The 22,993-nt window shown below is 71.0% G+C and carries 17 protein-coding genes; 10 read left to right on the top strand and 7 right to left on the bottom strand.

Features of this window, described 5'->3' with window-relative positions:
• Positions 1 to 345: 345 nt before the first annotated feature.
• Positions 346 to 4,971, top strand: coding sequence for a LamG-like jellyroll fold domain-containing protein (locus tag ACFO60_RS28845; RefSeq protein WP_380846117.1), 4,626 nt, complete (start codon positions 346 to 348; stop codon positions 4,969 to 4,971).
• Positions 4,972 to 5,095: 124 nt separating this feature from the next.
• On the opposite strand, the gene ACFO60_RS28850 is transcribed toward ACFO60_RS28845, so the two are convergent.
• On the bottom strand, positions 5,096 to 5,689 hold the full coding sequence (locus ACFO60_RS28850) for a TetR family transcriptional regulator (RefSeq protein WP_380846120.1): 594 nt from the start codon (positions 5,687 to 5,689) through the stop codon (positions 5,096 to 5,098).
• A gap of 406 nt (positions 5,690 to 6,095) precedes the next feature.
• Between ACFO60_RS28850 and ACFO60_RS28855 the strand changes: the two genes are divergently transcribed.
• From ACFO60_RS28855 to ACFO60_RS28885, 7 genes are all read left to right on the top strand, one after another.
• Entirely contained in the window at positions 6,096 to 8,192 is a 2,097-nt protein-coding gene (locus tag ACFO60_RS28855) for a serine/threonine-protein kinase (RefSeq protein ID WP_380846123.1), read from the top strand.
• Between the two features lie 192 nt (positions 8,193 to 8,384).
• Positions 8,385 to 9,584 carry a cytochrome P450 gene (locus tag ACFO60_RS28860; RefSeq protein ID WP_380846126.1) on the top strand — a complete coding sequence of 400 codons (1,200 nt, stop codon included), beginning with the start codon at positions 8,385 to 8,387 and terminating at the stop codon, positions 9,582 to 9,584.
• Between the two features lie 57 nt (positions 9,585 to 9,641).
• Positions 9,642 to 10,526 (top strand): hypothetical protein, encoded by an 885-nt coding sequence (locus ACFO60_RS28865; RefSeq protein WP_380846129.1) that lies wholly within the window; start codon positions 9,642 to 9,644, stop codon positions 10,524 to 10,526.
• 18 nt (positions 10,527 to 10,544) lie between these two features.
• Positions 10,545 to 11,654 carry a hypothetical protein gene (locus ACFO60_RS28870; protein WP_380846132.1) on the top strand — a complete coding sequence of 370 codons (1,110 nt, stop codon included), beginning with the start codon at positions 10,545 to 10,547 and terminating at the stop codon, positions 11,652 to 11,654.
• A gap of 22 nt (positions 11,655 to 11,676) precedes the next feature.
• Positions 11,677 to 11,811 (top strand): hypothetical protein, encoded by a 135-nt coding sequence (locus ACFO60_RS28875; protein ID WP_380846135.1) that lies wholly within the window; start codon positions 11,677 to 11,679, stop codon positions 11,809 to 11,811.
• Complete coding sequence (locus ACFO60_RS28880) at positions 11,808 to 13,286, top strand: hypothetical protein (protein WP_380846138.1); 1,479 nt, start codon at positions 11,808 to 11,810, stop codon at positions 13,284 to 13,286. The genes ACFO60_RS28875 and ACFO60_RS28880 overlap by 4 nt, the downstream gene beginning before the upstream one ends.
• On the top strand, positions 13,283 to 14,662 hold the full coding sequence (locus ACFO60_RS28885) for an AAA family ATPase (RefSeq protein WP_380846141.1): 1,380 nt from the start codon (positions 13,283 to 13,285) through the stop codon (positions 14,660 to 14,662). The genes ACFO60_RS28880 and ACFO60_RS28885 overlap by 4 nt, the downstream gene beginning before the upstream one ends.
• 101 nt (positions 14,663 to 14,763) lie before the next feature.
• Here the strand turns inward: ACFO60_RS28885 and ACFO60_RS28890 are convergent, their stop codons facing one another.
• The 6 genes from ACFO60_RS28890 to ACFO60_RS28915 form a co-directional block, all read right to left on the bottom strand.
• Positions 14,764 to 15,882 carry a 5-methyltetrahydropteroyltriglutamate--homocysteine S-methyltransferase gene (locus tag ACFO60_RS28890; protein ID WP_380846144.1) on the bottom strand — a complete coding sequence of 373 codons (1,119 nt, stop codon included), beginning with the start codon at positions 15,880 to 15,882 and terminating at the stop codon, positions 14,764 to 14,766.
• Positions 15,883 to 15,909: 27 nt separating this feature from the next.
• Positions 15,910 to 16,440: a hypothetical protein gene (locus tag ACFO60_RS28895; protein ID WP_380846147.1), complete on the bottom strand. Its 531-nt coding sequence runs from the start codon at positions 16,438 to 16,440 to the stop codon at positions 15,910 to 15,912.
• 274 nt (positions 16,441 to 16,714) lie between these two features.
• Positions 16,715 to 17,647: a Ppx/GppA family phosphatase gene (locus tag ACFO60_RS28900; protein ID WP_380846150.1), complete on the bottom strand. Its 933-nt coding sequence runs from the start codon at positions 17,645 to 17,647 to the stop codon at positions 16,715 to 16,717.
• Positions 17,648 to 17,659: 12 nt separating this feature from the next.
• Positions 17,660 to 18,244 carry a histidine phosphatase family protein gene (locus ACFO60_RS28905; RefSeq protein ID WP_380846153.1) on the bottom strand — a complete coding sequence of 195 codons (585 nt, stop codon included), beginning with the start codon at positions 18,242 to 18,244 and terminating at the stop codon, positions 17,660 to 17,662.
• 32 nt (positions 18,245 to 18,276) lie between these two features.
• Positions 18,277 to 18,690: a DUF3592 domain-containing protein gene (locus ACFO60_RS28910; RefSeq protein ID WP_380846156.1), complete on the bottom strand. Its 414-nt coding sequence runs from the start codon at positions 18,688 to 18,690 to the stop codon at positions 18,277 to 18,279.
• A gap of 172 nt (positions 18,691 to 18,862) precedes the next feature.
• Positions 18,863 to 20,473 carry an MDR family MFS transporter gene (locus tag ACFO60_RS28915; protein WP_380846159.1) on the bottom strand — a complete coding sequence of 537 codons (1,611 nt, stop codon included), beginning with the start codon at positions 20,471 to 20,473 and terminating at the stop codon, positions 18,863 to 18,865.
• A 125-nt stretch (positions 20,474 to 20,598) separates the two neighbouring features.
• Here ACFO60_RS28915 and ACFO60_RS28920 point away from each other — a divergent pair, with 125 nt between their 5' ends.
• Both ACFO60_RS28920 and ACFO60_RS28925 read left to right on the top strand, forming a co-directional pair.
• Positions 20,599 to 21,156 (top strand): TetR/AcrR family transcriptional regulator, encoded by a 558-nt coding sequence (locus ACFO60_RS28920; protein ID WP_380846162.1) that lies wholly within the window; start codon positions 20,599 to 20,601, stop codon positions 21,154 to 21,156.
• 134 nt (positions 21,157 to 21,290) lie between these two features.
• Entirely contained in the window at positions 21,291 to 22,949 is a 1,659-nt protein-coding gene (locus tag ACFO60_RS28925) for a sensor histidine kinase (protein ID WP_380846165.1), read from the top strand.
• Positions 22,950 to 22,993 lie beyond the last annotated feature (44 nt).

The following is a 22,993-nucleotide window of genomic DNA, read 5'->3' on the forward strand; positions in this document are numbered from 1 at the left end:
TAGCGCACCCGCGAGGTTCCGCCTCCTGAGAAGAACGGCCGCCGCCTCGGCACAAGATCGCGACATTTTACCCGACAAGATCAACAGCGGTAAAGCCGATACTTGCGGTGATCATCAGCCGGGTTCCCATGAAATGCCCCGCCCGGCCCGTTTCTACTATTGGAGGTCCCGGTGGGGTATCCCTTACCGAACCGCTCTCCCCTCCCGCCATTACGACATCGACCACGGATCATCTTCACGCTCGTCACCATCTCGGCGCTGACGGCGTCCTTGCTGACGGCCGGGAACTCCCTTCCCGCACAGGCCGCCCCCTCCCCGTCCTCACCCGCGCCCGTCACACCCACCGTGACCACCCTCCCCCGCCCCGAGGATCCGGACGCCCCCCTACGGGCCGCACTGAAACTGGCGAAGGACAAGGGCACGCCCGTCCCGGTCGACGAGGTGTTCACCGAGACGTCGCGCACCTGGGCCAACCCTGACGGCCACCTGACGACAGAGTCCTATGCCGGGCCGGCGCAGGTCGAACAGTCCGACGGTTCATGGGCGTGGATCGACACGACCCTTGTCGAAAAGGGCGGGGTCCTCAAGCCCAAGGTGGCCAAGGCCGATATCGAGCTGTCCCTCGGTGGCAGCCGGCCCTTCGCGTCCATGCACGGTGGCAAGGGCCGTCGATTCGCCCTGTCGTGGACGAGGCAACTGCCTCACCCCGAGGTGTCCGGCAACGTCGCCATCTACCGTGACGCCGCAGGCGCGGGAGCGGACCTGGTCGTCACGGCTCTCCCGGCGGGTTTCCGTCATGACGTGGTGCTGCGGGAAAGACCTACGGGGCCGGTCGAATACCGGATGCCCGTCGTCTCCGATGGGCTGCGGTTCGGCAAGGACAAGATCGACGGTCTCGCGCTCAAGGACGCCGCGGGCAAGACCATCGCGTCGGCTCCCAAGCCGGTGATGTTCGACGCCGGCCCCACGAACGCCGAGAAGCAGGACCGGACCGCGACCCCGCTACGGCAGGGGAAGATAGACACGCGGGTGGAGTCCGACAATGGACGCCAGACGCTGGTCCTGAAGCCCGACCCCGCGTTCCTGGCCGACCCCGCCACCCGCTACCCCGTCACCGTGGACCCGACGACGACCCTGACAGTCCTGACGGACAAGCTGGTCGCGAACTCGACGGCCGACACATCTTCCTCCGCACAGCGTATGAACGTCGGCACGTCCTGCTCCAGCAATAACGGGTCTACTTTCACCTGCCGGTACAGTCGCGCCTTGGTGAAGTTCAACGCCGCCACCATCGTGGGCAAGACGATCACCGGCGCCCAGCTCTCGATGAAGGCCGACTCCACCGTTGGCTGCAAGTGGTACGGCCCAGGCTCGTACTATGCCACGCGAATAACGTCGGACTGGAACGATTCGGTCTCCTGGAGTGACCAGCCCACCAACAACTGGATCGGTGACAGCCAGACCTGTCCCACCGACGGTCTCATTCCGTGGACCTTCACCTGGAATGCCACCGACATCGTGGCCGCCTGGGCCGCGGGACTGCCCAACTACGGGATCCAGGTGCGCGGCAACCCTGAAAGCGTCGGCTGTAACTGCGGCATGGAGGCGGCCTTCCACTCCTCCGAGGCGACCGGCGCCGGCGCCTACCCGCCCAAGCTGAGCGTCACCTACCTGTTGCCGCCGGAGATCCCGACGGTCACCGCCCAGTCGGTCGATTCGGTGGACGGCGAGCACGCGATCATCCGCAGCAAGGACGTCCATGTCGGCTACAGCTCCACCTCTCCCGACGGCAAGAAGCTCGACTACACGGTGGAGGTCAGCGACTCGACTCTGCCGCCCCCGGCGCCCCCTGCCGTCACCGACGGAGCCGCACGGTGGAACTTCGACGAGGGCACCGGCACGACGGCGGCCAACTCCGTCGCGGCCGGCCCGGCCCTCACCTTGAAGAGCAACGCCGGCTGGGCGACAGGCAAGACCGGCAAAGCCCTGAGCTTCACGGCCGCCGGCGCCTACGCGGCCACCCCGGCCAAGCTCATCAACACCAACGCGGGGTTCTCGGTCGCCGGATGGATTCGCCCTGACGAAGAGGAGGACCTCACCCTCGCCAGCCAGGACGGCGGCATCAACAGCGGCTTCTACCTCGGTTATCGCGGCTTCTACGAAACCTCGGGCATCCAAAGCTGGCAGATGGCCATGCCGTCCAACACCGCCGATCCCACCGTCAAACGGATTGTCGCACGCCGCACCGTCCCGCTGAGCACCTGGACCCACCTGGTCGGCGTTTACGACGCCACGGCCAAGAAGCTCCGCCTCTACGTCGGTGGCCAACTCGCCGGAGAAATCGCTCACACCAGCGGATGGAACGCCACCGGCGCCTTCCAGGTCGGCCGGATGAAGCTCAACGGCACCTACTACAGCGGCGACTTCCAGCAGGACCAGTCCAAGGGCCTGATCGACGACCTTCGCGTATACCAGCGCGTCCTCACCGGCGACGAGATCAAGACCCTCGCCGGAGTCCCCATCTCGACCACCTTCACCGGCCCCGTCCCCAGCGTCGACACAGCCATCCCCTCCGGCCAGCCCGTCACCAAGACCTACGACCTCGGCAACGTCAACACCTACCGCTTCAAGGTGACCGCCTGCCTCAACGCGGTAACCCCCGCAACCTGCAGCCAATCCCCCTACTACCGAATCACCACCGACGCACCGTACCCGCCGTCCGACCTGCAGACGGGGCTCTCGGACGAGACCAGACCGATATTGTCGGGAATCGTGTCTCGCCCTTCCGGCGACTCCGTTACAGCAAAGTTCTACCTCGCCGACGGCGCTGGCAACCCGGTAGGCACGAGTCCCCTCGGTGAAGTCATCGCGGCAGGCGGCACGAGAGCGTCCCTCCGAATCCCCGAAGGCATGGTGGAACCGGGCCATGACTACACCTGGCAGATGCAAGCGTGTGCCGAAGACGTTTGCACACCGAAATCCGCTGTAGTCTCGTTCACCACCCCCGGGCAAGCCACAGATCCGGTGGAAACGGTGCATGAGGTGACGCTGACACGCGACAACTTCGTCATCAAGACCGCCAAGGTCGACAGCACTGCATGCAATAACGCGCCGTGTCCCCTGACGGACTCGGGCACGGTACAGGTGGGAGGTTCGGGCACCGACAAGCTGGTCAGCGTCCTCAATATAAAGCTGGATCAGCTCCCTGACGGAGTCGCGATATCCGAAGCCATCCTCAAGCTCGGCAGCGCCACTTGTCCTGACAGTCCTTGCACTGGAACCACAACGGTCACGGCCGCCCCCTTGAAAAGCGAGGTCACGAGCGAGACAAAGGGCCCCGATCTTCTGGGTGACGTCGATGACGTAACGTTTTCATTGCCCGTGTCCGCACCCCAGGCGGACATCGCCGGCACCGAGTACGCTTGGCTGTTGCTCACGTCTGACACAGCCGAGCGCGTTATCTTCGGTGACGCAGGCGCGCCCGAGAATATCTCCCTGGTCATCAAATACCTGCCGCCGACGCCCCCCAGCAAAGTCCTCAATCTCGTCGCCGCGGCCGGAGATTCCGGCGCCACAGCGAGCTGGGGCTGGCCGGAAAGCAACGGCAGCTCGGCGATGGTCGATGGCTTCGATGTTGAGGTTTTGAACCCAGACGGAACGGTGAAACAAACGTCCGACTCGCCCGGTGCCACAGTATCCATAGATGGACTGGCGAACGGGCTGACGTACACCATTCGGGTTCGGGCTCGGACGCGGATAGGCGCAGGGGCGTGGGAAGTCACTTCCGTCGTCCCCCGTGCGTTGACTCCGCCCGCTTCCCCCCCATCGCCGGGAAAGCCCTGCGACACCGCCGGATACGGGAACGCGATCCACGATTTCTATACGACCCAGGATTCGGTACTGGAAGGAGAGTCAATCGACGTATGGGCGGTTCCAGCGGGCGCCGCCCACGCGCCTTCCACTCCGATACTGTCTCTGCTCAACCAGCGACTGGTGAACGAGAAGCAAGGTCTTGACACAGCGGACAAGCGTCGCGCGAACTCCGCCGTACAAGTGAGCGACCTGATCGTCAAAGATATGACCGACGGCACCGTCATGGCCACGGCCAGCGTCGAACGCACCTGGGACCAGATCACCAGAGACACGCAAGGAGTCGACCACATAGAGCAGAAGGCCAGCAGCCAAGACGTCGTGTTCGTGTTCGAGCGCTGCGGCAATCTCGAGGGAGAAATCTACGTCCCGGATCTGGAGCAGGATGCCACGGACATGGTCGCCGACGACGTGCTTCCTGGAAGAGCGGGCGCGGGACAGATATCGGGCTCCAATCACGGGCAGTTCATGGATTACTATACGCCCAGCTTCTCCAAGGTATGGAAACTGCACGTGGTAGCCGGCTCCTACTGGACCGGCGGCAGCATCCTGGGGCCCACCTTCTGGCGGATCGATCCGTGGAATAACTACGCCCGCCTCGTTCCAATAGCCAACAAGTATTACAACACTGCCTTCGGGAAGTACGTTCTGAAGAACTCGCGACTACAGATCGAGTCACACGCCTGCTTCCAGAACTCGAGCTATTCCGCAGAGGTTGAAGTCGGTTTCGAGATCGCAATGCCCAGGTCGTTGGGCGGGTCGATCTCGGCGACCATCAGCGGCGAGACCGAAGAGAGATGCAGGAGCGTCAAGGCCAAGTGGCCGCCTAACTCCCGCTCCGCTCTCACCATAGACGTAAGACCCGTAGACGGCGAATGCAAGACATCCGCCCTTGGGTATTGCCACCTCACCGGTTATCAACACCGGGTCGACGGTCTGCTGCAGTGGAGGTACTACAGCACCAGCGTGGACCGCAACGGCAAGCCAGTGAAGATTATCAAGCATAAGGACGTCTACATCGCCGCCAAATGCGACTGGCAGACCAGCTGGGGCTTGAGGGCCACCGAGGGGCAGGGCTACCACTGCGTCCGCCAAGGCTGACGGCCGAGCCGCCCATACCGTAGAACGAGCCGCCCATACCGTAGAACCAGTGGCAGGGAGGTGAACGCTCCCTGCCCCTGGCATCAACGGTGTTCAGCAAGATTCACCTTGTCGTCGACTCCGACTACATGGCTGAAAGAGTGGCGAGGACGGCGTCGGTGAGGGTGTCGACGAGCTGGGGGCGGGGGACTTCGGGGTGTTCGAGCCACCAGTCGCCGGTGGTGTGGACCATGCCGACGAAGGCGTGGCCGAGGATCTGGGCGCGTACGGGGTCGGCGACCGTGCCGCCGGCGGCGATGACGGCGCCGAGTTCCTCGCCGAGGCCGCGGACGATGGCGGCCATGTGGGAGTGGGTGCGGCTGTCCTCGGCGCCGGCACGGTGGAACAGGAAACGGTAGAGGTTGAGGTCGGCCGAGATCATCCCGAGGTAGCCCTCGATGGTGGCCCGGGCGCGAACGCGCAGGTCGGCGCCGGCCTCGGCGAACTTCGGGCGCAGGATGTTGACGACGCTGCGCACGTGGCGGTCGGCCAGCGCCTGGTACAGGCCGCTCTTGTCGCCGAAGTGCCGGTAGAGGATGGGCTTGGTGATGCCCGCCTCGGCGGCGATGGCCGCCATCGAGACCTGCGGGCCGTCGCGGCGGATCACCCGGTCGGCCGCGTCGAGAAGCGCCTTGCGGCGGTCCGGATCTCGCCCGCCGGTGCCCGCCACGGTCGCCATGCCAGACAGCATAGGGGCACTTCACCGTCACATACCGCTGCCAGGAACGTTCCGCGTGAACGCCCGCCGAGGACGCGTGGCAGGTGGCGGAAACGTTCCGCGCGAACGCTCGCCGGGGCTCATGACCGCTGCCAGGAACGTTCCGCGTGAACGCCCGCGTGGGCGCATGACCGGTGACGGGAACGGTCTACGCGAACGCCCGCCGGGACGCGTGGCCGGTGGCGGGAACGTCTCGCGCGGGCGTTCGCCGGGGCGCGTGACCGGTGATCGGCATGGCCGTCGTCCCGAAGCCGCGGCACGCGGCCGGCGGGCGGCGCCAGGTCCGTCGGGTAGCCGCGCCGCTTGGCGGATTTGGCGGGGATCGTTCCGATAGTGTGCCGCTCTCTGACCTTGCTGGAGGTGGAAGGTGGCCGAGCCTGGAGCACCGGAGGTGCCGGGCTACGAGGTGCTCGGAGTCCTCGGGCAGGGCGGTTTCGGCGTGGTCTATCGCGCCAGGCAGCTCGCCGTGCGCCGCGAGGTGGCCCTCAAGGTCGACAACCGCGTCCTGCTCTCCGACCGGGACCGTCGACGGTTCATGCGCGAGGTCAGCTCGGCCGGCGCCCTGTCGGGGCACCCGCACGTCGCGGACGTGTACGACGCCGGGGTTCTGGGCGACGGGCGTCCGTACATGGTGCTGGAGCTGTGCCCCGGCGGGTCGCTCGCCGACCGGCTGCGCGCCGAGGGCCCGCTGAGCCCGGCGGAGGTGCGCGACATCGGCGTGCGCATCGGGGACGCGCTCGCCGCCGCCCACGCCGCCGGAGTGCTGCACCGCGACGTCAAGCCGGCCAACATCCTGGTCAACGGCTACGGCATGGTGGCGCTGACGGACTTCGGGCTGGCCGCCGCCGCGCACGCCGACGGCGACATGTCGGTGACCCGCGAGTCGCTCACTCCGGCGTTCGGACCGCCGGAGGCCTTCGAGCTGGCCGCGCCGAGCCCGGCCGGCGACGTGTACTCGCTGGCGGCCACCCTGTACGCCCTGCTGAGCGGCAGGCCGCCGCGTTTCCCCGAGGGCGGCGTGGTCAACATCGCGATGATCATGGCGATGCACCGGCGGCCGATCCCCGAAATCCCCGGGGTGCCGGCCGAGCTGACCGCCGTGCTGCGCGCCGGCATGGCGACCGACCCCCGCATGCGCATTCCGTCGGCGGTCGCCCTGCGCGACGCGCTCTCGGCCCTGCCGGCCGCGCTGCTCCCGTCGCGCGGCGCCGGTTCCCGGCCCGCCCGCCCAGGGCCCTCGCTTCCCCATCCCGCCTCCACCGGCCGCGGGTCTTCCCCCTCCTCCGGCCAAGGGCCTTCCTCGCACGCGGCCCCGTTCTCGCCGGGTACGCCGGGGTCGCCCGGTCCGGGAGGCCGCGGTGGGAACGCCGGTCCCGGGGCGGGGCCGGGCGTGCCCGTTCACGGCGGGCACGCCGACCTGACGGGGCCGGGCCGGGCGGCGGAGGCCACCGGACCAGGTGGCCGCTTCGAGGCGACCGGCCCGGGCCGCGGGACCGGGTCCGGCGGAGCGGGCGGCTGGGCGGGCGGCGGACCGGCCGGCGGGAACGGTGTCGGCGGGCGCGGCGGTGTGCGGGCCGAGACGACCGGGCCGGGCGGAGCAGGCGGGCCAGGTGGGCGTGGGCCGGGTGTGCCTGGACCGGGCGGAGCAGGCGGGTCCATTGGGCCGCGTGGATCTGGACCGGGTGGGTCTGGACCGGGTGGGTCTGGGCCTGGGGGGTCTGGGCGAGTGTCCGGGGCCGGTGGGAGGGTCCAGGCGTCCGGGTCGCGTGGCAGGGCCGATCCGGCGTCCACCGTGCCGCCGCCGGCGGCCAGGCCGCACGGGCAGACGGGGCTGTACGTGGCGGTGGCCGGCGTGTTCGCGTTGCTGCTGACCACCGGTGCCGCGATCATGGTCTGGGAGGGCCGCGATCCTGGCACGACGACCACCGCCCCGAGCGACCCGGGCCGCGCGGCGAGCGCCCCCGCGTCCGCGCCCGCCGCCTCACCGGCCACCTCAACCGCCGCCTCACCGGCCGCCGTTCCGGGCGGCGTCTTCGGGCCGGTCGCGACGACCACCGCCTCCTGCCCGGCGGCCGCCGTCATCGGCGCCAAGGCGGCCTGCGGGCAGAAGGCGGAGTGCTGGGGCGGCATGGTGGTCATCACCGGGGACGTGTCGATCAACCGGCGGGGGTGCGAGGCCACCCACACGTGGGAGACCTTCGCCATCGCGCCGCTGCCCGCCGACGGGATCACCTCCGACATGCAGGAACTGGAGGCGCACCCGGTGGTCAAGAGGCTGTGCTCGCCACAGGTGCTGCTGCGCTCCCGGTACGGCGCCGCCCGGAGGGTCCCGGCCGGCCGATGGCTGGTCTCCGTGCTCCCGCCGAGCCCGGAGGCCTTCAAGGCGGGTGTGCGCGTGTACCGCTGCGTGGGCGGCGTACTCGGCGCCGAACGCCCGGGCACCTACTTCCGTCCTCTCGGCTGATCGTCTCTGAGCCACCCGAATGTGGCGCCCGCGAATTCGCCTCGGTCGCGAGGATCGAAAGGAGCCCGGAAGAGGTATCAGGGAAGGAGGATCCGTACGACGAGGGCGTCCCGGCCGCCGCGACACGTCGTGCCCCGGTCTTCACAGAACTGATCTCGCTCCACCGGACGGCCTACGACCTGGGGAGAGGCGATGACGGACATCATCGAGCGGTACGACATCTCCGAGCGGCACTTCTGGCTGCGCGGGGCGCGGCCGGACCGGCCGGTCGAGTACGACGCCGACACCGCGATATGGAACGTCTACGGTCACCCGGAGGCGCAGGAGATCCTCGGCGACCCCGCGACGTACTCCTCCGACACCATGCGCCTGATCCCCAAGGGCCTGATCCCGGAGAGCGATGAGTTCCCGACGGAGGGCCTCATCACCCAGATGGACCCGCCGGAGCACGGCAAACTGCGCAAATTGGTCAGCAGTGCCTTCACCCGCAAGGTCGTCGCGGACCTCGAGCCGCGGATCGCCTCCCTCACCGGTGAGCTGCTCGACGCGGCGCGCGAGCGCGGCCGGCTGGAACTCGTGACCGATCTGGCCTACCCGCTGCCGGTCATCGTCATCGCCGAACTGCTGGGCGTGCCGAGCGGCGACCGCGCCCTGTTCAAACGGTGGGCCGACGCGCTGTTCCAGCGCGACACCAAGATCTCGCTCACCAAGCCCGTCGAGGAGCAGAGCGCGGACATGCGGGCCACGCTGACACCGTGGAAGGAGATGTCGGAGTACCTCGCCGGCCACGCGGAGGAGCGCGGGCGGCGGCCGCGCGCCGACCTGCTCACCAAGCTGGTCGAGGCGGAGGTGGACGGCGAACGCCTTCCCGGCGACCAGGTGGTCACCTTCGCGATCATCCTCCTGCTGGCCGGGCACGTGACCACGACGATGCTGCTCGGCAACACGGTGCTCTGCCTGGACGCCTTCCCCGAGCGTCAGGAGGAGGTGCGCGCCCGCCGCGCCTCGATCCCGGCCGCCATCGAGGAGTCCCTGCGGTTCCTCACCCCGTTCGCCGCCGTCGCCCGGTCCACCACCCGCGAGGCCGAACTCGGCGGGGTGACGGTACCGGCGGACCAACTGCTCATGGTCTGGGTCGGATCGGCCAACAGAGACCCCCGGCAGTTCCGTGATCCCGGCGTCTTCGACCCGGGCCGCGACCCGAACCCGCATCTCGCCTTCGGCCGCGGCATCCACTTCTGCCTGGGCGCCCCCCTGGCCAGGCTGGAGGGGCGGGTCGCCCTGGAGGTCCTGCTCGACCGGCACCCCGTTCTGCGCACCGATCCCGGCGACCCGGTGGAGTTCATGCCGACGCCGACCATGACGGGAGTCCGCCGCCTTCCGCTGGTCTGAACGCGAGACATGCTGGAAATCCCTGGAACTCCTGGGAACCACTGGTACGCTCCGGGCGTGAGTGAAAGGCTGGACGATCTCGAGCGGCGCATCGACGCGCTGCGCCGGGAGATCCGGCGCGCCGTGCGCGCCCGCGAGAGCGTCCTGGCCCGGTCGCTGCGCGGCGAGCTGCGGCGGGCGGAACAGGCCTGGGACCAGGCCCTCGCCGCCGGCGAACCCGCGAGCGACGAGCACGCGAGCGACGAGCGGGCGCCGGGCTCGCTGGTGCCCATCCGCGAGCAGGTCCACCAGGCGCTCACCTTGCTCGGCGTGCCCGCCGCGGCCCGGGTGATCGTCGCCGTGCACACCGCCCTGCGCGCGGGCTCACTCAGAAGCTCCCAGCTCACGAGTCTGCGCCGGGACGAGGAACGCTCCTTCCGCGTCGCGCCCTACACCCGGCCGTACTACCTGTGCGCCGCGCTGACCGACCGGCTGTCGGCGTCGCGGGGGCTGCTCGCGGTCAGCACCTGGCCGCTGGAGCGGCGGGTGATCGGCCCGCTGAGCCCGCGCGTGGACTTCCTCAGCACGGCGATCCGGGTGGCCGAGCATGTCGCGCGGGCGGCGGAGGCGGGCGAGCACACCCCGCCGGGCGCCCGGCGCCTGCTGGCGCGGCTGGCGCACAACATCCCCGGCGCCTCGGCGGAGGCCGGGCCGCGCGCGCCGGGCCTGTCCCTGGTGGACGCCCTGACGGCGCGGCCGGGCGCCGGGGCGGCCGATCCGTTCTCCGAGGGTTTCGACGGGCCCGACCCCGCGGTCGTCGCCCGGGCGGCCCGCGCCGAGCTGGCGGTCCACGCCGCCGCGGACGCCGCGGCGCGCGCCGAGATCGCGGGCCGGGCCCGGCAGCGGCTCGCCGACGCCGAGCGGCTCTTCGGGGGCGCCGCGTTGCGGGTGGCCAAAGCGTGAGTGAAAGGAAGGCGTGAGGTGGATCCACTCGACCGGTTGCGCGGCCCTGTGCCGCCGCGTCCCCACGACGCGCGGGCCATCGCCGCCCTGGCGGCGAACCCTGGGTGCGCGCGGCGCGCCGTACTGGACGCCGCGGGCATCGACAAGGACGCCACCGCCACCCATCTCGGCTTTCCCGCGCCGTTCGGCCAGTCGCCCTTCGCCATCACCCGGGGCAACGTCTTCGAGTCGCTGGTCAAAGAGAGCGGATGCGCCGAGCTGCTGAGGCTGCTGCGCGAGCTTCTCGGCCTGCCGGTCGAGCAGGCCGCCTACGCCGACCTCGGCGACGTCGGCGGCAACCCTTCGGCGCACGTGCGGCACTCCCACACCCGCGGCCTGCTCGACCGGGCGGCGCGCGACCGCGACGACGCCGGCACCCTGTTCGACCACCCGCTGCTGCGGCTGGAGATCGCCGGCCAGAGCGCCTACCTCGAGCCCGACGTGGTGGCGTTCCAGCTCGGCGGCCGCTTCCACATCGTGGAGATCAAGTCGTTCGCGGTCGTCGACGGCCAGGCCGAGCCCGACAAGGTCGCGGCGGCGGCCCGGCAGGCCGCGGTGTACGTGCTGGCGCTGAGGAACATGATGGAGGACCTCGGCCACGATCCCGGCCGGGTGTCGCATGACGTGGTGCTGGTGTGCCCGGAGAACTTCGCCAACCGGCCGACCGCGACGCTGGTGGACGTGCGCAGGCAGCTCGCCGTGCTGCGGCGCCAGCTCGCCCGCATGACCCGTGTCGGGACGATCGTGGACGCGCTGCCGCCAGGGCTGACCTTCGACCTGGCGCGCGACGCCGACGGCGTGCCCGCCCGGCCGGTCGAGGAACTGCGCGAGGCGGTGCGCGGGGTGGAGGCCCGGTACGCGCCCGACTGCCTTTCGACCTGCGACCTGTGCTTCTTCTGCCGGGACGAGGCGGCCGCCGGGGAGTCCACCGACCTGCTCGGGCGGCAGGTGCGCGACGCCCTCGGCGGGGTCGCCACCGTGTCGGAGGCGCTCGGCCTGGCGGACGGCACGCTCATCCCGGGCGAGGGCCAGGAGGAGATCGCCCGCCTGCTCCGCCTCGCCGACCGCATCTACGCGGAGGTCTCTTGACCCGCCCGCTCCGGAGGTTCCGGTGAGCACCCTTGGCCATGCCCGCACGATCGAAGGGCCGGTGGTCGCGGACGAGACGGCCGCGCCGGCGATCGGCGGCATCCGCACGAGACGCCCATGCCCGCAGGTGGGCACGGCGCGGACGGACGCCCTGTGAGCACTCTCGCGGCCCTCGCGCGGTCGCGCGCGCTGCGCAGCGGGACGGCGCAGCGGCTGGCGACCGTGCGGCACCTCCACCTGTCCGAGCGGCCCATGGTCGTCATCCCGCTGCGGCTGGCCGGCGAGGCGGCCGCGCCGCTGGCCGCGATGGCCGGCACCGACCCCGCCCATCCGCGACTGCTGGTCGTGCCGCAGCCGCGCGACCGCGACCTGCGCTTCGCCTTCGCCGCCGAGCTGGCCGAGGTCCTGCTGCCGTACATCGAGAGCCTGCAGAAGGCGACCGAGACGGTCGAGCGGCGCGGCGCCGAGCCCTACGAGCGCTGCGTCGACGCGCCGCAGCTCATCGTCCCCAACCGGGGGGCGGCGGCGTTCGTGCAGCTGCTCGGCCGCTCCACCCGGTTCCGCCGCGCCGAGGGGCCCTACGCCGTGCATCCGTCGGTGCCGGTGCTCGGCCGGTGGCTCACCTTCCTCGCCCAGCGGGGACGCTATCCCGGCTCTTCGCTGCTGCCGGCCGCCACCGAGGCGCTGTCGCTGCACTGGGCCACCGGGCAGAGCGCCCTGGAGGACGCCAACCTGGCCTCCCTGGTCGGCTGGATCGACCCGCCGCCCGGCATGAGCGGGGCGGCGGCGGCCAAGGAGGCCGAGGACCCGCTGATCTGGCCGCCCGCCGGGCCCGCCACCGACCCGGGCTTCGACGCCGAAGTGCTGGCCCCCGCCATGCGCGCGCACGAGGAGACGCGCGGCGAGCACACCGAGGCCCGGGTGCGCGAGGCGGTGCGCTCCCAGCTTGAGCCGACCTGGCGGCTGATGTGGCGGGCCATCGGCCTGCTGGCCGCGCTGCCTCCCGCTCCGGGCTGCGCCGGCCGCTGGGAGGCCGACCGGGCGGCGTTCACCTCCTTCGCCGCGCAGCTCGCCGAGGGCGCGCCGCCGCAGCCCAAGCGGGACGGCGCGGTGAGCGCCGCCTCCCGGCTGGCCCGCATGGAGCGCGCGCGGTCCTCCTACGACGCCCAGCGCGCCTACGACGACCCCCTCGTCATGGCGGGGTACCGGCTGACCGGCGAGGCGTTCACCGGCACGGTGGTGCACGCCGAACCCGACCGCACCGAGGGCGAGGGACGGGGGCGCAAGCTCCGGCCGCTGGTCACCGTCCGCACCACCGACCCGGTGCGCCTGGCGCCCGGCACGCGGCTCGGCACTCCAGAGCGGCGCGGCCAGCAGGCCGACCTGGTCGCGATCGAGGGAGAGCACGTCACGTTGAAGATCGTCAAGGGGATGGGGCGCGGCATGGCGGCGACGCCCGGCGCCGTGCCCGACGCCGGCGAGCGGGTCTGCTACGCCGCGCTCACCGACGAGTTCCAGCCGCCGGCCGCCCTGCCCCCTCCCGAGGAGACCCCGTGGACGCACGGCGGCCCGCCTCCCGAGTACGAGCCCGCGGCCGACGAGCCGGACGAGCCGGACGAGGAATGGTCATGAGCCCGGGCGTGGCCCGCGGCGTCACGGGCCGTGGCGACGCGGATCCCGGCGGTCCCGCCGGCGGCCCGGCGGCGAAGGCGCCCTCGCCGGCGGTGGAGGCGGAGGGCGTGGTGGAGGCGGTCCTCGCCGATCTGCCCCGCAACCGCGGGGTGGTCGTCGACTCCCCGCCGGGCGCGGGCAAGTCGACCCTGGTCGTGCGCGCGGCCGGCCATCTGGCGGCGACCGGCGAGCCGCTGATGATCGTCGCGCAGACCAACGAGCAGGTGGACGACCTGATCGTCCGGCTGGCCGACGAGCACCCCGGCGTGCCCGTCGGCCGGCTGTCGGCCGCCGACTACTCCGTCCCGCAGCGCATCGTCGGCAAGGCCGCCATCGGCACCAAGCTGCCCGACCTCGGCGACCCGGCGATCGTGGTCGCGACGGCCGACAAGTGGGCCTGGGCGGGCGGGCGCACCTGGCCGTGGGCCATCGTCGACGAGGCCTACCAGATGCGCTCGGACAAGCTGCTTCGCGTCGCCGGGCTGTTCGAGCGGGCGCTGTTCGTCGGCGACCCCGGGCAGCTGGACCCGTTCTCGATCGTGGACGGCGACCGCTGGGCGGGCCTGTCGTGGGATCCGCTGCAGAGCGCGGTGGCGGTGCTGACGCGGCACAACCCCGACCTTCCCGTGCACCGCCTGCCGGTGTCGTGGCGGCTGCCCGCCTCGGCGGCGCCGGTGGTGTCGGAGGCGTTCTACCCGTTCACCGGCTTCCGGGCGGGCACCGCGCCCGGCGAGCGGCGGCTGTCGTTCACCGCGGACGGCATGCGCACCTCCTACGACCTTGCCCTGGAGGAGGCCGCGCGGTCGGGCTGGGCACTGTACGAGCTGCCGAGCAGGCACACAGTGCGCACCGACGCCGAGGCCGTCCAGGCCGTGGCGGCGCTGGCCACCCGGCTGCTGCAGCGGGCCCCCGTCGCCTCCTCCGAACGCGGCGAGCGGCCGGTGACCGCCGGCCGGGTGGCGGTCGGCGCGGCGCACCGCGACCAGGTGGCGGCGATCCAGGCCGCGGGCGTCCCCGAGGGCGTCACCGTCGACACCGCCAACCGGCTGCAGGGCAGGGAGTACGACGTCACGATCGTGCTGCACCCGCTGTCGGGACGCAGGGACGCCACCGCCTTCCACCTGGAGTCGGGGCGGCTGTGCGTGCTGGCCTCGCGGCACCGGCACGCGTGCGTCGTCGTGGCCCGCGCCGGGATCCCCGAACTGCTGGACGCCCATCCCTCCGCCGAGACGGTGCAGCTCAACGTGCCGGTGAAGTTCCCCGACGGCTGGGAGGCCAACCAGGCCGTGCTGGCCCACCTGGCGGAGCACCGCGTCGAGGCGGCCCCGCCCCGCTGACGACGGCCATCCGCGGGCCGGCGCCGTGAACGCGCGCCCCGCCGGAGGGCCGGCGCCCCTCACGGGGCGCCGGCCGTCCGCGCTCGCGGGCCGCCCGCGGGTCAGGCGCCCCAGATCTCCTCGGCGGTCTCGACGATCAGGCGGAGCTTGGCGAACTGCTCCTCCCTGGTGAGGGAGTTGCCCTCGACGGTGGAGGAGAACCCGCACTGGGGCGACAGGCAGAGCTGGTCGAGGTCGACGTACTTGGCGGCCTCGTCGACCCGTCGCTTCAGCTCGTCCTTGGACTCGAGGGCGCCGCGCTTGGTGGTGACCAGTCCGAGGACGACCGCCTTGCCCTTGGGCACGAACCGCAGAGGCTCGAACCCTCCGGAGCGCTCGTCGTCGAACTCCAGGAAGAAGCCGTCCACGGCCAGTTCGCCGAACAGGGCCTCGGCCACGAAGTCGTAGCCTCCCGCGGCCACCCACGAGGAGCGGAAGTTGCCCCGGCACATGTGCGTGGTGACCGACAACCCGTCGGGCTTGTCCGCGAGCGCGTCGTTGATCTGCTTGATGTACCTCAGGTGCAGGTGCTCGGCGTCGTCCCCGCGTTCGGCGATCTCGGCGCGCTGGGAGGGGTCGTTGAGGTAGGCGAGGCTCGTGTCGTCGAACTGCAGGTAGGTGCATCCGAGCTCGGCCAGGCGGCGGACCTCCTCGGCGTAGGCGGCGCTGAGGTCGGTCCAGAACGGCTCCATGTCGGAGTAGACGTCCGGGTCGAGGGCGGCCGGGCCGCCCCGGTAGTGGACCATGTTCGGCGAGGGGATGGTGAGCTTGGGGACGGCCGTGGTCACCTGGTCGCGCAGGAAGGCGAAGTCGTCGCCGAAGATGGTCTCGCGAAGGCTCACCCGGTCGTGCACGCGCAGCGCGGCGGGGGCGAACTCGATGACGCCCTGCTCGTTGCGGAACTGGACGTTGATGCGTTCGTCGGAGGCCTGGCCGATGCCGCCCAGGCGGTAGATGAAGTCCATGTGCCAGGACGCGCGGCGGAACTCGCCGTCGGTCGCCGAGCGCAGGCCCACCTCCTCCTGGGCCCGCACGACCTCGCGGATCGCCTCGTCTTCCACCTCGCGCAGCCGCTCGGCGGGGATGGTCCCGGCGGCGAACGCCTCACGCGCCTCCAGCAGTGCGGGGGGACGAAGCAGGCTGCCGACATGGTCGGCGCGGAATGGGGGTTTTGTCCGCATAGCGATCCTCCTGGCGATCTCGGGCGACTACCGTCCTATCAGCTTTTGGGCAGTTTCGCCGTACCGTCGAAGCGGATAAAGCCATGCGTCCCGGGCGTACGCCACTCCATGCGGAACCCAGCCTGATCGCGGCCCTGCGAAGGGCCACGGCGGCACCCTGCTCTCCCCCGCCTCCGGCGGCGCGGCTTCCCGTGCGCGCGCCCCGGGCCGGCCATCGAGCAGCGGCGCCTCGGACGCGGACCGCGCCACGTCCGGCGTCCCGGGCACACGATCTCGCCTCGCCGGCTTTCGCGCGGCGTCCCGCACCGGCGTCTCGGACGCCTCTTGCTCTCCCGCCCGGGCGTCGGACGCCCCCTCCGCCGCGCGGGCCGGCGCCAGGCCCCCGGGCGCCGGCCGGGACACCGGGCGTCCGTCCGCGCCGAGCTCAGGTTCCGGGCTGGTGGTCGAGGCCAGCAGAGCCAGCGAGATCAGGCCCATGACCGCGATCAGGATCAGCGCGAGCCCCATGAGCATCAGAACGGCCAGCAAGGTGCAGGCGGCTCCGATGAACGCCATCATCGCCGTTCCTCCTCTTGTGCCTTCGCGGTGGACACGTGCCCGCACGGAGCACGGTCACACGTCCCCCGACTCAGGCGGACCCACCGATCCACCGATTCTCCCGCCTCCGCCGCACGCTCGCGCCCCTCCCCCACGCGCTCCGAGGGCCCAGGACGGGAAGGCGGCTCATCTGAGGTGGCAGGAGCCCGGTCCCCGAGGGGCCGCCGGCGAGGTGGCGGCCGTTGACAGGGCGATCTTGCCGTGCGGGCGTCCGGCCATCGATCGTCTCCTCGTCTCAGGCGCCGGGCATGGCGTCCAGGCGGCGCAGGATCACGCCTTCGCGCAGGGCCCACGGGCAGATCTCGACCTCGGGGACCTCGAACAGGTCCATCGTCGCCTCGGCCACGATGGCCCCGGCGAGCAGTTGGGGGGCGCGCCCGGCGGAGACGCCCGGCAGGCCGGCCCGCTGCGCGTTGTCCATCTTGGCCAGCCGCCCGGTCCAGTGTGACACGTCCTGCTGCCGCAGCACCCGCTTGACGTAGGCGCCCTCGCTGGAGGGCGCCGCGCCGGCGATGCGGGCGAGTTGCTTGAAGGTCTTGGACGTGGCGACCGCGTGGTCGGCGCGGCCGTACTTCACCACGTCGCCGACGACCCTGCCGATCTGCGCGCGCACCTGCTTGCGCATGCCGCGCACCTCCTCGGCGGCGGGCGGGTCTCCGGTGAACCACTGGCGCGTCATGCGCCCGGCGCCGAGGGGCAGCGAGACCGTCACGTCGGGCTCCTCCTCCATGCCGGAGGCGATCTCCAGGGAGCCGCCGCCGATGTCCAGCACGAGTAGCCGCCCGGACGACCAGCCGAACCATCGACGCACCGCCAGGAAGGTCAGCCGGGCCTCGTCCTGCCCGGACAGCACCCGGACGTCGACCTCGGTCGCGGTGCGCAGGCGGGCCAGGACCTCCTCGCCGTTGACGGCCTCGCGGACGGCCGAGGTGGCGAAGGCCATGATGTCCTCCACCCCCTTGTCCTCGGCGATGCGCAGTGACTCCTCCACGAAGCGCCGCAGTTCGCGCTCGCCCTCGGAGGAAAGGGTGTCGCCGTTGTGCAGGTGTTCGGCGAGCCGCAGTTCGACCTTGTGCGAGAAGGCCGGCAGCGGCTGCGCACCCCTGTGGGCGTCCACCACGAGCAGGTGGACCGTGTTGGAGCCGATGTCGAGAACGCCGAGTCGCATGAGCAGACGCTACTACCCGCACCCGCCCGGGAGATCCTCCCGGCCCCGGCCACCGAAGTGGTCAGGGATGTGGTAGGTCCAGCCCGGTCTCCAGTCGAAGGGTGCGTCGACGAGGTCTTCCAGGGGCCGGCCGTGGAAGAGGTGGTCAAGAGCCCAGCGGTTGGCGGAGTGGGCGATGACCAGCAGGCGAGCGCCGTTCCAGTCGCGGACGAGGTCGTGGAGGAAGGAACGGGTCTGCTCGACGACGTCCAGGTAGCTCTGACCGCCGGGCCAGGGCTCGGTGATGTGCCGTGACCTGAGCGGCTGGAGCTCGCGGACGGGGCGGCCGTTGAGCTCGCCGTAGTCGCACTCGCGGAGCCTGGCGTCCTGGAAGAGGGGGACGGCGGCGTGCGAGAACGCCAGCTCGGCGGTCTCCATCGCGCGGCGCAGGTCGGAACTGAAGACGGCCGACAGACCGTCGTCGCGGCGGCGCAGGCCGAGCTGTCGCGCGAGGACGCGGCCCTGCCGGGACAACTCACCCGGCAGCCATCCGGTGGCGATGCCCGTCTCGTTGTCCACGGTGATCGAGTGCGTCTCGTACACCAGTTCCACGCCCATGACACGAACGTAGCGCCCGAGAGGGCGGATTCTCAGCCGCTGAAGGCGACCATGCCGATCGTCACCGCAAGCAAGATAGCGCCGACGCCGGCGAAGACCACCCCGATGACGGTGCCGCCGCCCCAGAAGCTGTCCACGCGTACGCGGGTCGGCCCGGCGGGGTCGTAGAGCACCATGACGCCGCCTCCGACCGGGGCGACCGGTGGGTTGGACGCGAAGCGGGTCTCGGCCTCGACGGCCTGCCCGTTGACCGTCATGAACCTCAGGGTCGGATAGTAGGTCGTCCCGTCCTCGCCGCGGCTCGGACGCAGCCGTACCACCTGGCCTGGGACGCGGTGCGCGATGCGCCGGAACTCGCGCTCCGACACCAGCAGGCCGGTGCCGACGCCGCCGAAGACGAGGGCGGCCAGCCCGAGGCCGAGCACGATCCAGGCGGTGTCGGACACGTTGAGCTCCTTGACGATCTGTGGGAGAGGTGCCGCCAGGTTAGGAAGGCGGGCTTGCGGGCGACTTGCCGCCTCCTTGACGGCCCATCCATGGCACTCCCTCCGGGGACACGGCGACGGCCGTGACCACGGGGGTCACGGCCGTCGGCGGTGATGGGGCGGACAGGGCGGATCAGTCGAAGGCCGCCACGGGCGTGACCGGCTGTGCCTGCTCGCCGTCCTTGGTGGCGGCGCCGGGGGTGGGCGGGCCGCTGCGCAGCGGGATCTCCTTGACCAGGGCCGCGAGGATCGGGATCAGGACGGCGAAGAAGATGGCCCAGAAGAAGATGCTGGAGATGGAGGAGGCCAGCGACGAAAGGAAGCCGTCGCGCACCTGGGCGGGGAGCCGGGCCAGCGACGCCGGGTCGAGACGGCCGCCGCCGCCCTCGGCCATCTTCGACGCCTGCGGGCCGAGCTTCTCGGTCAGGCCGGCGGTGAGCTGGTTGTTGAAGATGGCGCCGAAGAGCGACACTCCGAACGAGCCGCCGATCGAGCGGAAGAAGGTCGAGGCGCTGCTGGCCACGCCCAGGTCCTTCTGCTCGACGCTGTTCTGCGCGATCAGCATCGTGGTCTGCATGAGGCCGCCCATGCCGAGGCCGAGCACGGCGATGAACAGGCCGGTCTCCCAGCGGGCGGTGTTGACGTCCATGAGCGACAGCAGCCACATGCCGATGGCCATCACGACCCCGCCCACGATCGGGAAGACCTTGTACTTGCCGGTCTTGGTGATCGCCTGTCCGACGAAGAGCGAGACCACCATCATGGCCGCCATCATCGGCAGGAGCAGCAGGCCGGAGTTGGTCGCCGAGGCGCCCTGGACGGTCTGCTGGAACAGCGGCAGGAAGTTGATCACGCCGAACATCGCGAAGCCCAGCAGGAAGCCGATCAGTGAGATCAGCGTGAAGTTGCGGTCGCGGAACACGTGCAGCGGCATGATCGGCTCGGCGACCCGGCGCTCCACCGGGACGAACAGGGCGAGCGTCACCACGGCGATCGCCACCAGGCCGAGGATCTGCCAGGAGCCCCAGTCGTACTCGTTGCCGCCCCAGGTCGTGATGAGGACGAGCGCGGTGATGCCCACGCCGAGCAGGCCGGCGCCCAGCCAGTCGATGCGGTGCTCGGTGCGGTACTTCGGCAGGTGCAGCCGGAAGACCAGCAGGACGAACGCCACCGCGCCGATGGGCAGGTTCACGTAGAAGGCCCAGCGCCAGTTGAGGTGGTCGGTGATGAACCCGCCGACCAGCGGGCCGGCGACCATCGCCAGCGACATCATCGCCGCCATGATGCCCTGGTAGCGGCCGCGCTCGCGGGGCGGCACGAGGTCGCCGATGATGGCCATGGCGTTGACCATGAGACCGCCGGCGCCGAGGCCCTGCAGGGCGCGGAAGCCGATGAGCTCCATCATGCCGTCGCCGGTGCCCCCGAACAGGTCGGAGCCGGCCATGCCGCACAGCACCGAACCGACCATGAAGATCGCGATCGACGACAGGAACACGTTCTTCCGGCCGTAGAGGTCGCCGATCTTGCCCCAAATAGGGGTCGACACGGTGGTTCCGAGAACGTACGCCGTGACCACCCACGAGAGATGGGCCAAGCCGCCCAGCTCTCCGACGATGCGCGGCATCGCCGTCCCGACGATCATGTTGTCCAGCATCGCCAGGATCATCGCGAGCATCAGCCCCGGCAGGACGACCATTACCTCCCGCCGGCGGCCGGGAACCACCCCGGCCTCGGTCTCCGTCATTCTTTTGGCCCCCTTGGTGAACGCTTACTTACTTGCCGACCGGCTAGTGCGTAGACTGCCCCAAGGTAGAGTGCTTACTTGCCGGCCGTCAAGTTAAATAGGGGACCAAGGAGCGTCAAAGACATATGAGGCCACAGACCGACACGCGAGCTCGCATCCAGGAGATCGCCCTGCGGCTCTTCACCGAGCAGGGCTACGAGGCGACCTCGCTGCGGGAGATCGCCGAAGCGCTCGGGGTGACCAAGGCGGCACTTTACTACCACTTCAAGACAAAAGAAGACATTGTGGCCAGCCTCGCCGAGGACCGTCACGCGGCCGTGGAACGCCTCATCGAGTGGGCGAAGGGCGAGCCCCGGGCGATCGAGACCCGGCGGGAGTTCGTCCGGCGCTACGCCGACGAGGTGTACAGCGGCCGGCACTACGCGTTCATGCGCTTCATGGAGCGCAACCAGACGGCGCTGCGCGGCCATCCGAAGTTCGACAGGATGCGCAACCTCATGGCCAGCCTCGGCGACGTCCTTTGGGAGGAGGACGCCACGACCGCCCAGCGGCTGCGCACCTCGGTGGCGATCTTCACGTTGCACGCCTCCTGGTTCGTGCTGAAGGACGAGAAGATCTCCGACGACGAGCGCAAGGCGGAGGCCCTCGACCTCGCCCTCGAGCTGCTCGAGTCCGCCCGCTGACCGGCCCGGGGTCATCTCGCGCGCCCCGCTTCTCGAAAGCGCCGCGTCCTGTCCTCCGGCGAGTCATCACGAGGGTTGAACCAGGCGATTTCGGTAAGGTCATGGCGAGCTGGCGACGGGAAAGAGGAGGACGGGTGAGCATCTCCGGCTACGGCCGTGCCGCCACATGGCCCCGGCTGAGCACGCGTTCCTGGTTCACCGCCACCCTGGCGACCACGGCGCTGCTGCTGGCGATCTCCGCGGTGGCCGGCACCTGGGCCCTCAGCCGCAGCACCTTCACCTTCGACCAGATGACCCAGCGCGTCAGTCCCGGCCTGCTGTCGGCGGAGCGCCTGCGCGGGGCCCTGCTGGACCAGGAGACCGGCGTCCACGGCTACATCGTCAGCGGGCAGCAGGATTTCGTCACCGGCTACGAGGAGGGCCTCGCCGCGGAGCGGGCGGCGGTGAGGGCGCTTCGGCATTCGCTGGCGGGCGGCCCGCTGCTCGCCGACCTCGACGTCGTCGAGCAGCGCGCCGAGGCCTGGCGCACCGCGTACGCCCAGCCCATCATGGCCGCGGTGCGCGCGCAGGGACCGGGGACGGCCTCCCCCGAGCAGGTCACCGGCGGCAAGGCGCTGTTCGACCGCATCAAGACCGCCATGGACGAGCAGGTCACGAGCCTCACGCGGGAGCAGGCGCGGGCCGCCGCCGACATCACCCAGGCGCGGTTCTGGCGCAACACGGTGCTCACCGTCATCCTGGTGATGTTCGCCGTCACCCTGCTCACCGTGGCCCTGCTGCTGCGGTATGCCGTGCTCGGGCCCCTGGACCGGCTCGGGGCGGCTTCACGGCGGGTGGCGAACGGCGACTTCGGCCACGCGATCGACATCAGGGGGCCGAGCGACCTGACGATGCTCGGCGCCGACGTCGACGCCATGCGGCGGCGCATCTCCGCCGAGCTCACCGTGTCGCAGGACGCCCAGCGGCGCCTGCAGGAGCAGGCCGACCTGCTGAGGGAGCAGGCCGACGAACTACGCCGCTCCAACTCCGAGCTGGAGCAGTTCGCCTACGTCGCCTCGCACGACCTGCAGGAGCCGGTGCGCAAGGTGACGGCGTTCTGCCAGCTCCTGCAGCGCCGTTACGCCGATCAGCTCGACGAGCGCGCCAACGAGTACATCGCCTTCGCGGTGGACGGCGCCAAGCGCATGCAGGCGCTGATCGCCGAGCTGCTGACCTTCTCCCGGGTGGGGCGCCAGCAGAGCCAGCGGGTGCCCGTGGCGCTCGCGGAGCCGCTCGACCGCGCGCTCGCCAACCTGGAGACGTTGTCGGAGGACACCGGCGCCGTGGTGCGCCGGCCGCCGGAACTGCCTCAGGTGGTCGGCGACCCCGCCCTGCTCACCATGCTGTGGCAGAACCTCATCGGCAACGCCATGAAGTTCCGCTCGCCTGACCTGGCGCCCGAGATCCAGATCTCCGTCGAGCGCGACGGCGACATGTGGGAGGTCGCGGTCGCCGACAACGGCATCGGTGTCGAGGCGCGCTTCGCCGACAAGATCTTCGTCATCTTCCAGCGGCTGCACAACCGCGCCGAGTACGACGGGACGGGCATCGGGCTCGCCCTCTGCAAGAAGATCGTCGAGTACCACGGCGGGAGGATCCGCCTGGACACCGAACGCGCCGAGGGCACCCGTTTCTTCTTCACCCTGCCCGCCGCCGACACCAGGACCACGGCCGGCGCCACGGCCACGGCCGGCGTCGCCGCTCCCGCGGCCTCTCCCCTGCCGGACGGCCCGCTGGGCGCGGCCGAGAGTTAGACCCGTCCCGCGGACGGCCGGCCGAGCCGGAGCCGGCGGGCGCG

The sequence above is a fragment of the Sphaerisporangium dianthi genome (assembly GCF_042654065.1).
Classification (GTDB): domain Bacteria; phylum Actinomycetota; class Actinomycetes; order Streptosporangiales; family Streptosporangiaceae; genus Sphaerisporangium; species Sphaerisporangium dianthi.

What these genes read in the sequence shown, in the direction of transcription:
- ACFO60_RS28850 (WP_380846120.1), bottom strand. Translation starts at nt 5,689, where the DNA reads ATGGCGACCGTGGCGGGCACCGGCGGGCGAGATCCGGACCGCCGCAAG.
- ACFO60_RS28860 (WP_380846126.1), top strand. Translation starts at nt 8,385, where the DNA reads ATGACGGACATCATCGAGCGGTACGACATCTCCGAGCGGCACTTCTGG.
- ACFO60_RS28885 (WP_380846141.1), top strand. Translation starts at nt 13,283, where the DNA reads ATGAGCCCGGGCGTGGCCCGCGGCGTCACGGGCCGTGGCGACGCGGAT.
- ACFO60_RS28890 (WP_380846144.1), bottom strand. Translation starts at nt 15,882, where the DNA reads ATGCGGACAAAACCCCCATTCCGCGCCGACCATGTCGGCAGCCTGCTT.
- ACFO60_RS28895 (WP_380846147.1), bottom strand. Translation starts at nt 16,440, where the DNA reads ATGATGGCGTTCATCGGAGCCGCCTGCACCTTGCTGGCCGTTCTGATG.
- ACFO60_RS28900 (WP_380846150.1), bottom strand. Translation starts at nt 17,647, where the DNA reads ATGCGACTCGGCGTTCTCGACATCGGCTCCAACACGGTCCACCTGCTC.
- ACFO60_RS28905 (WP_380846153.1), bottom strand. Translation starts at nt 18,244, where the DNA reads ATGGGCGTGGAACTGGTGTACGAGACGCACTCGATCACCGTGGACAAC.
- ACFO60_RS28915 (WP_380846159.1), bottom strand. Translation starts at nt 20,473, where the DNA reads ATGACGGAGACCGAGGCCGGGGTGGTTCCCGGCCGCCGGCGGGAGGTA.
- ACFO60_RS28920 (WP_380846162.1), top strand. Translation starts at nt 20,599, where the DNA reads ATGAGGCCACAGACCGACACGCGAGCTCGCATCCAGGAGATCGCCCTG.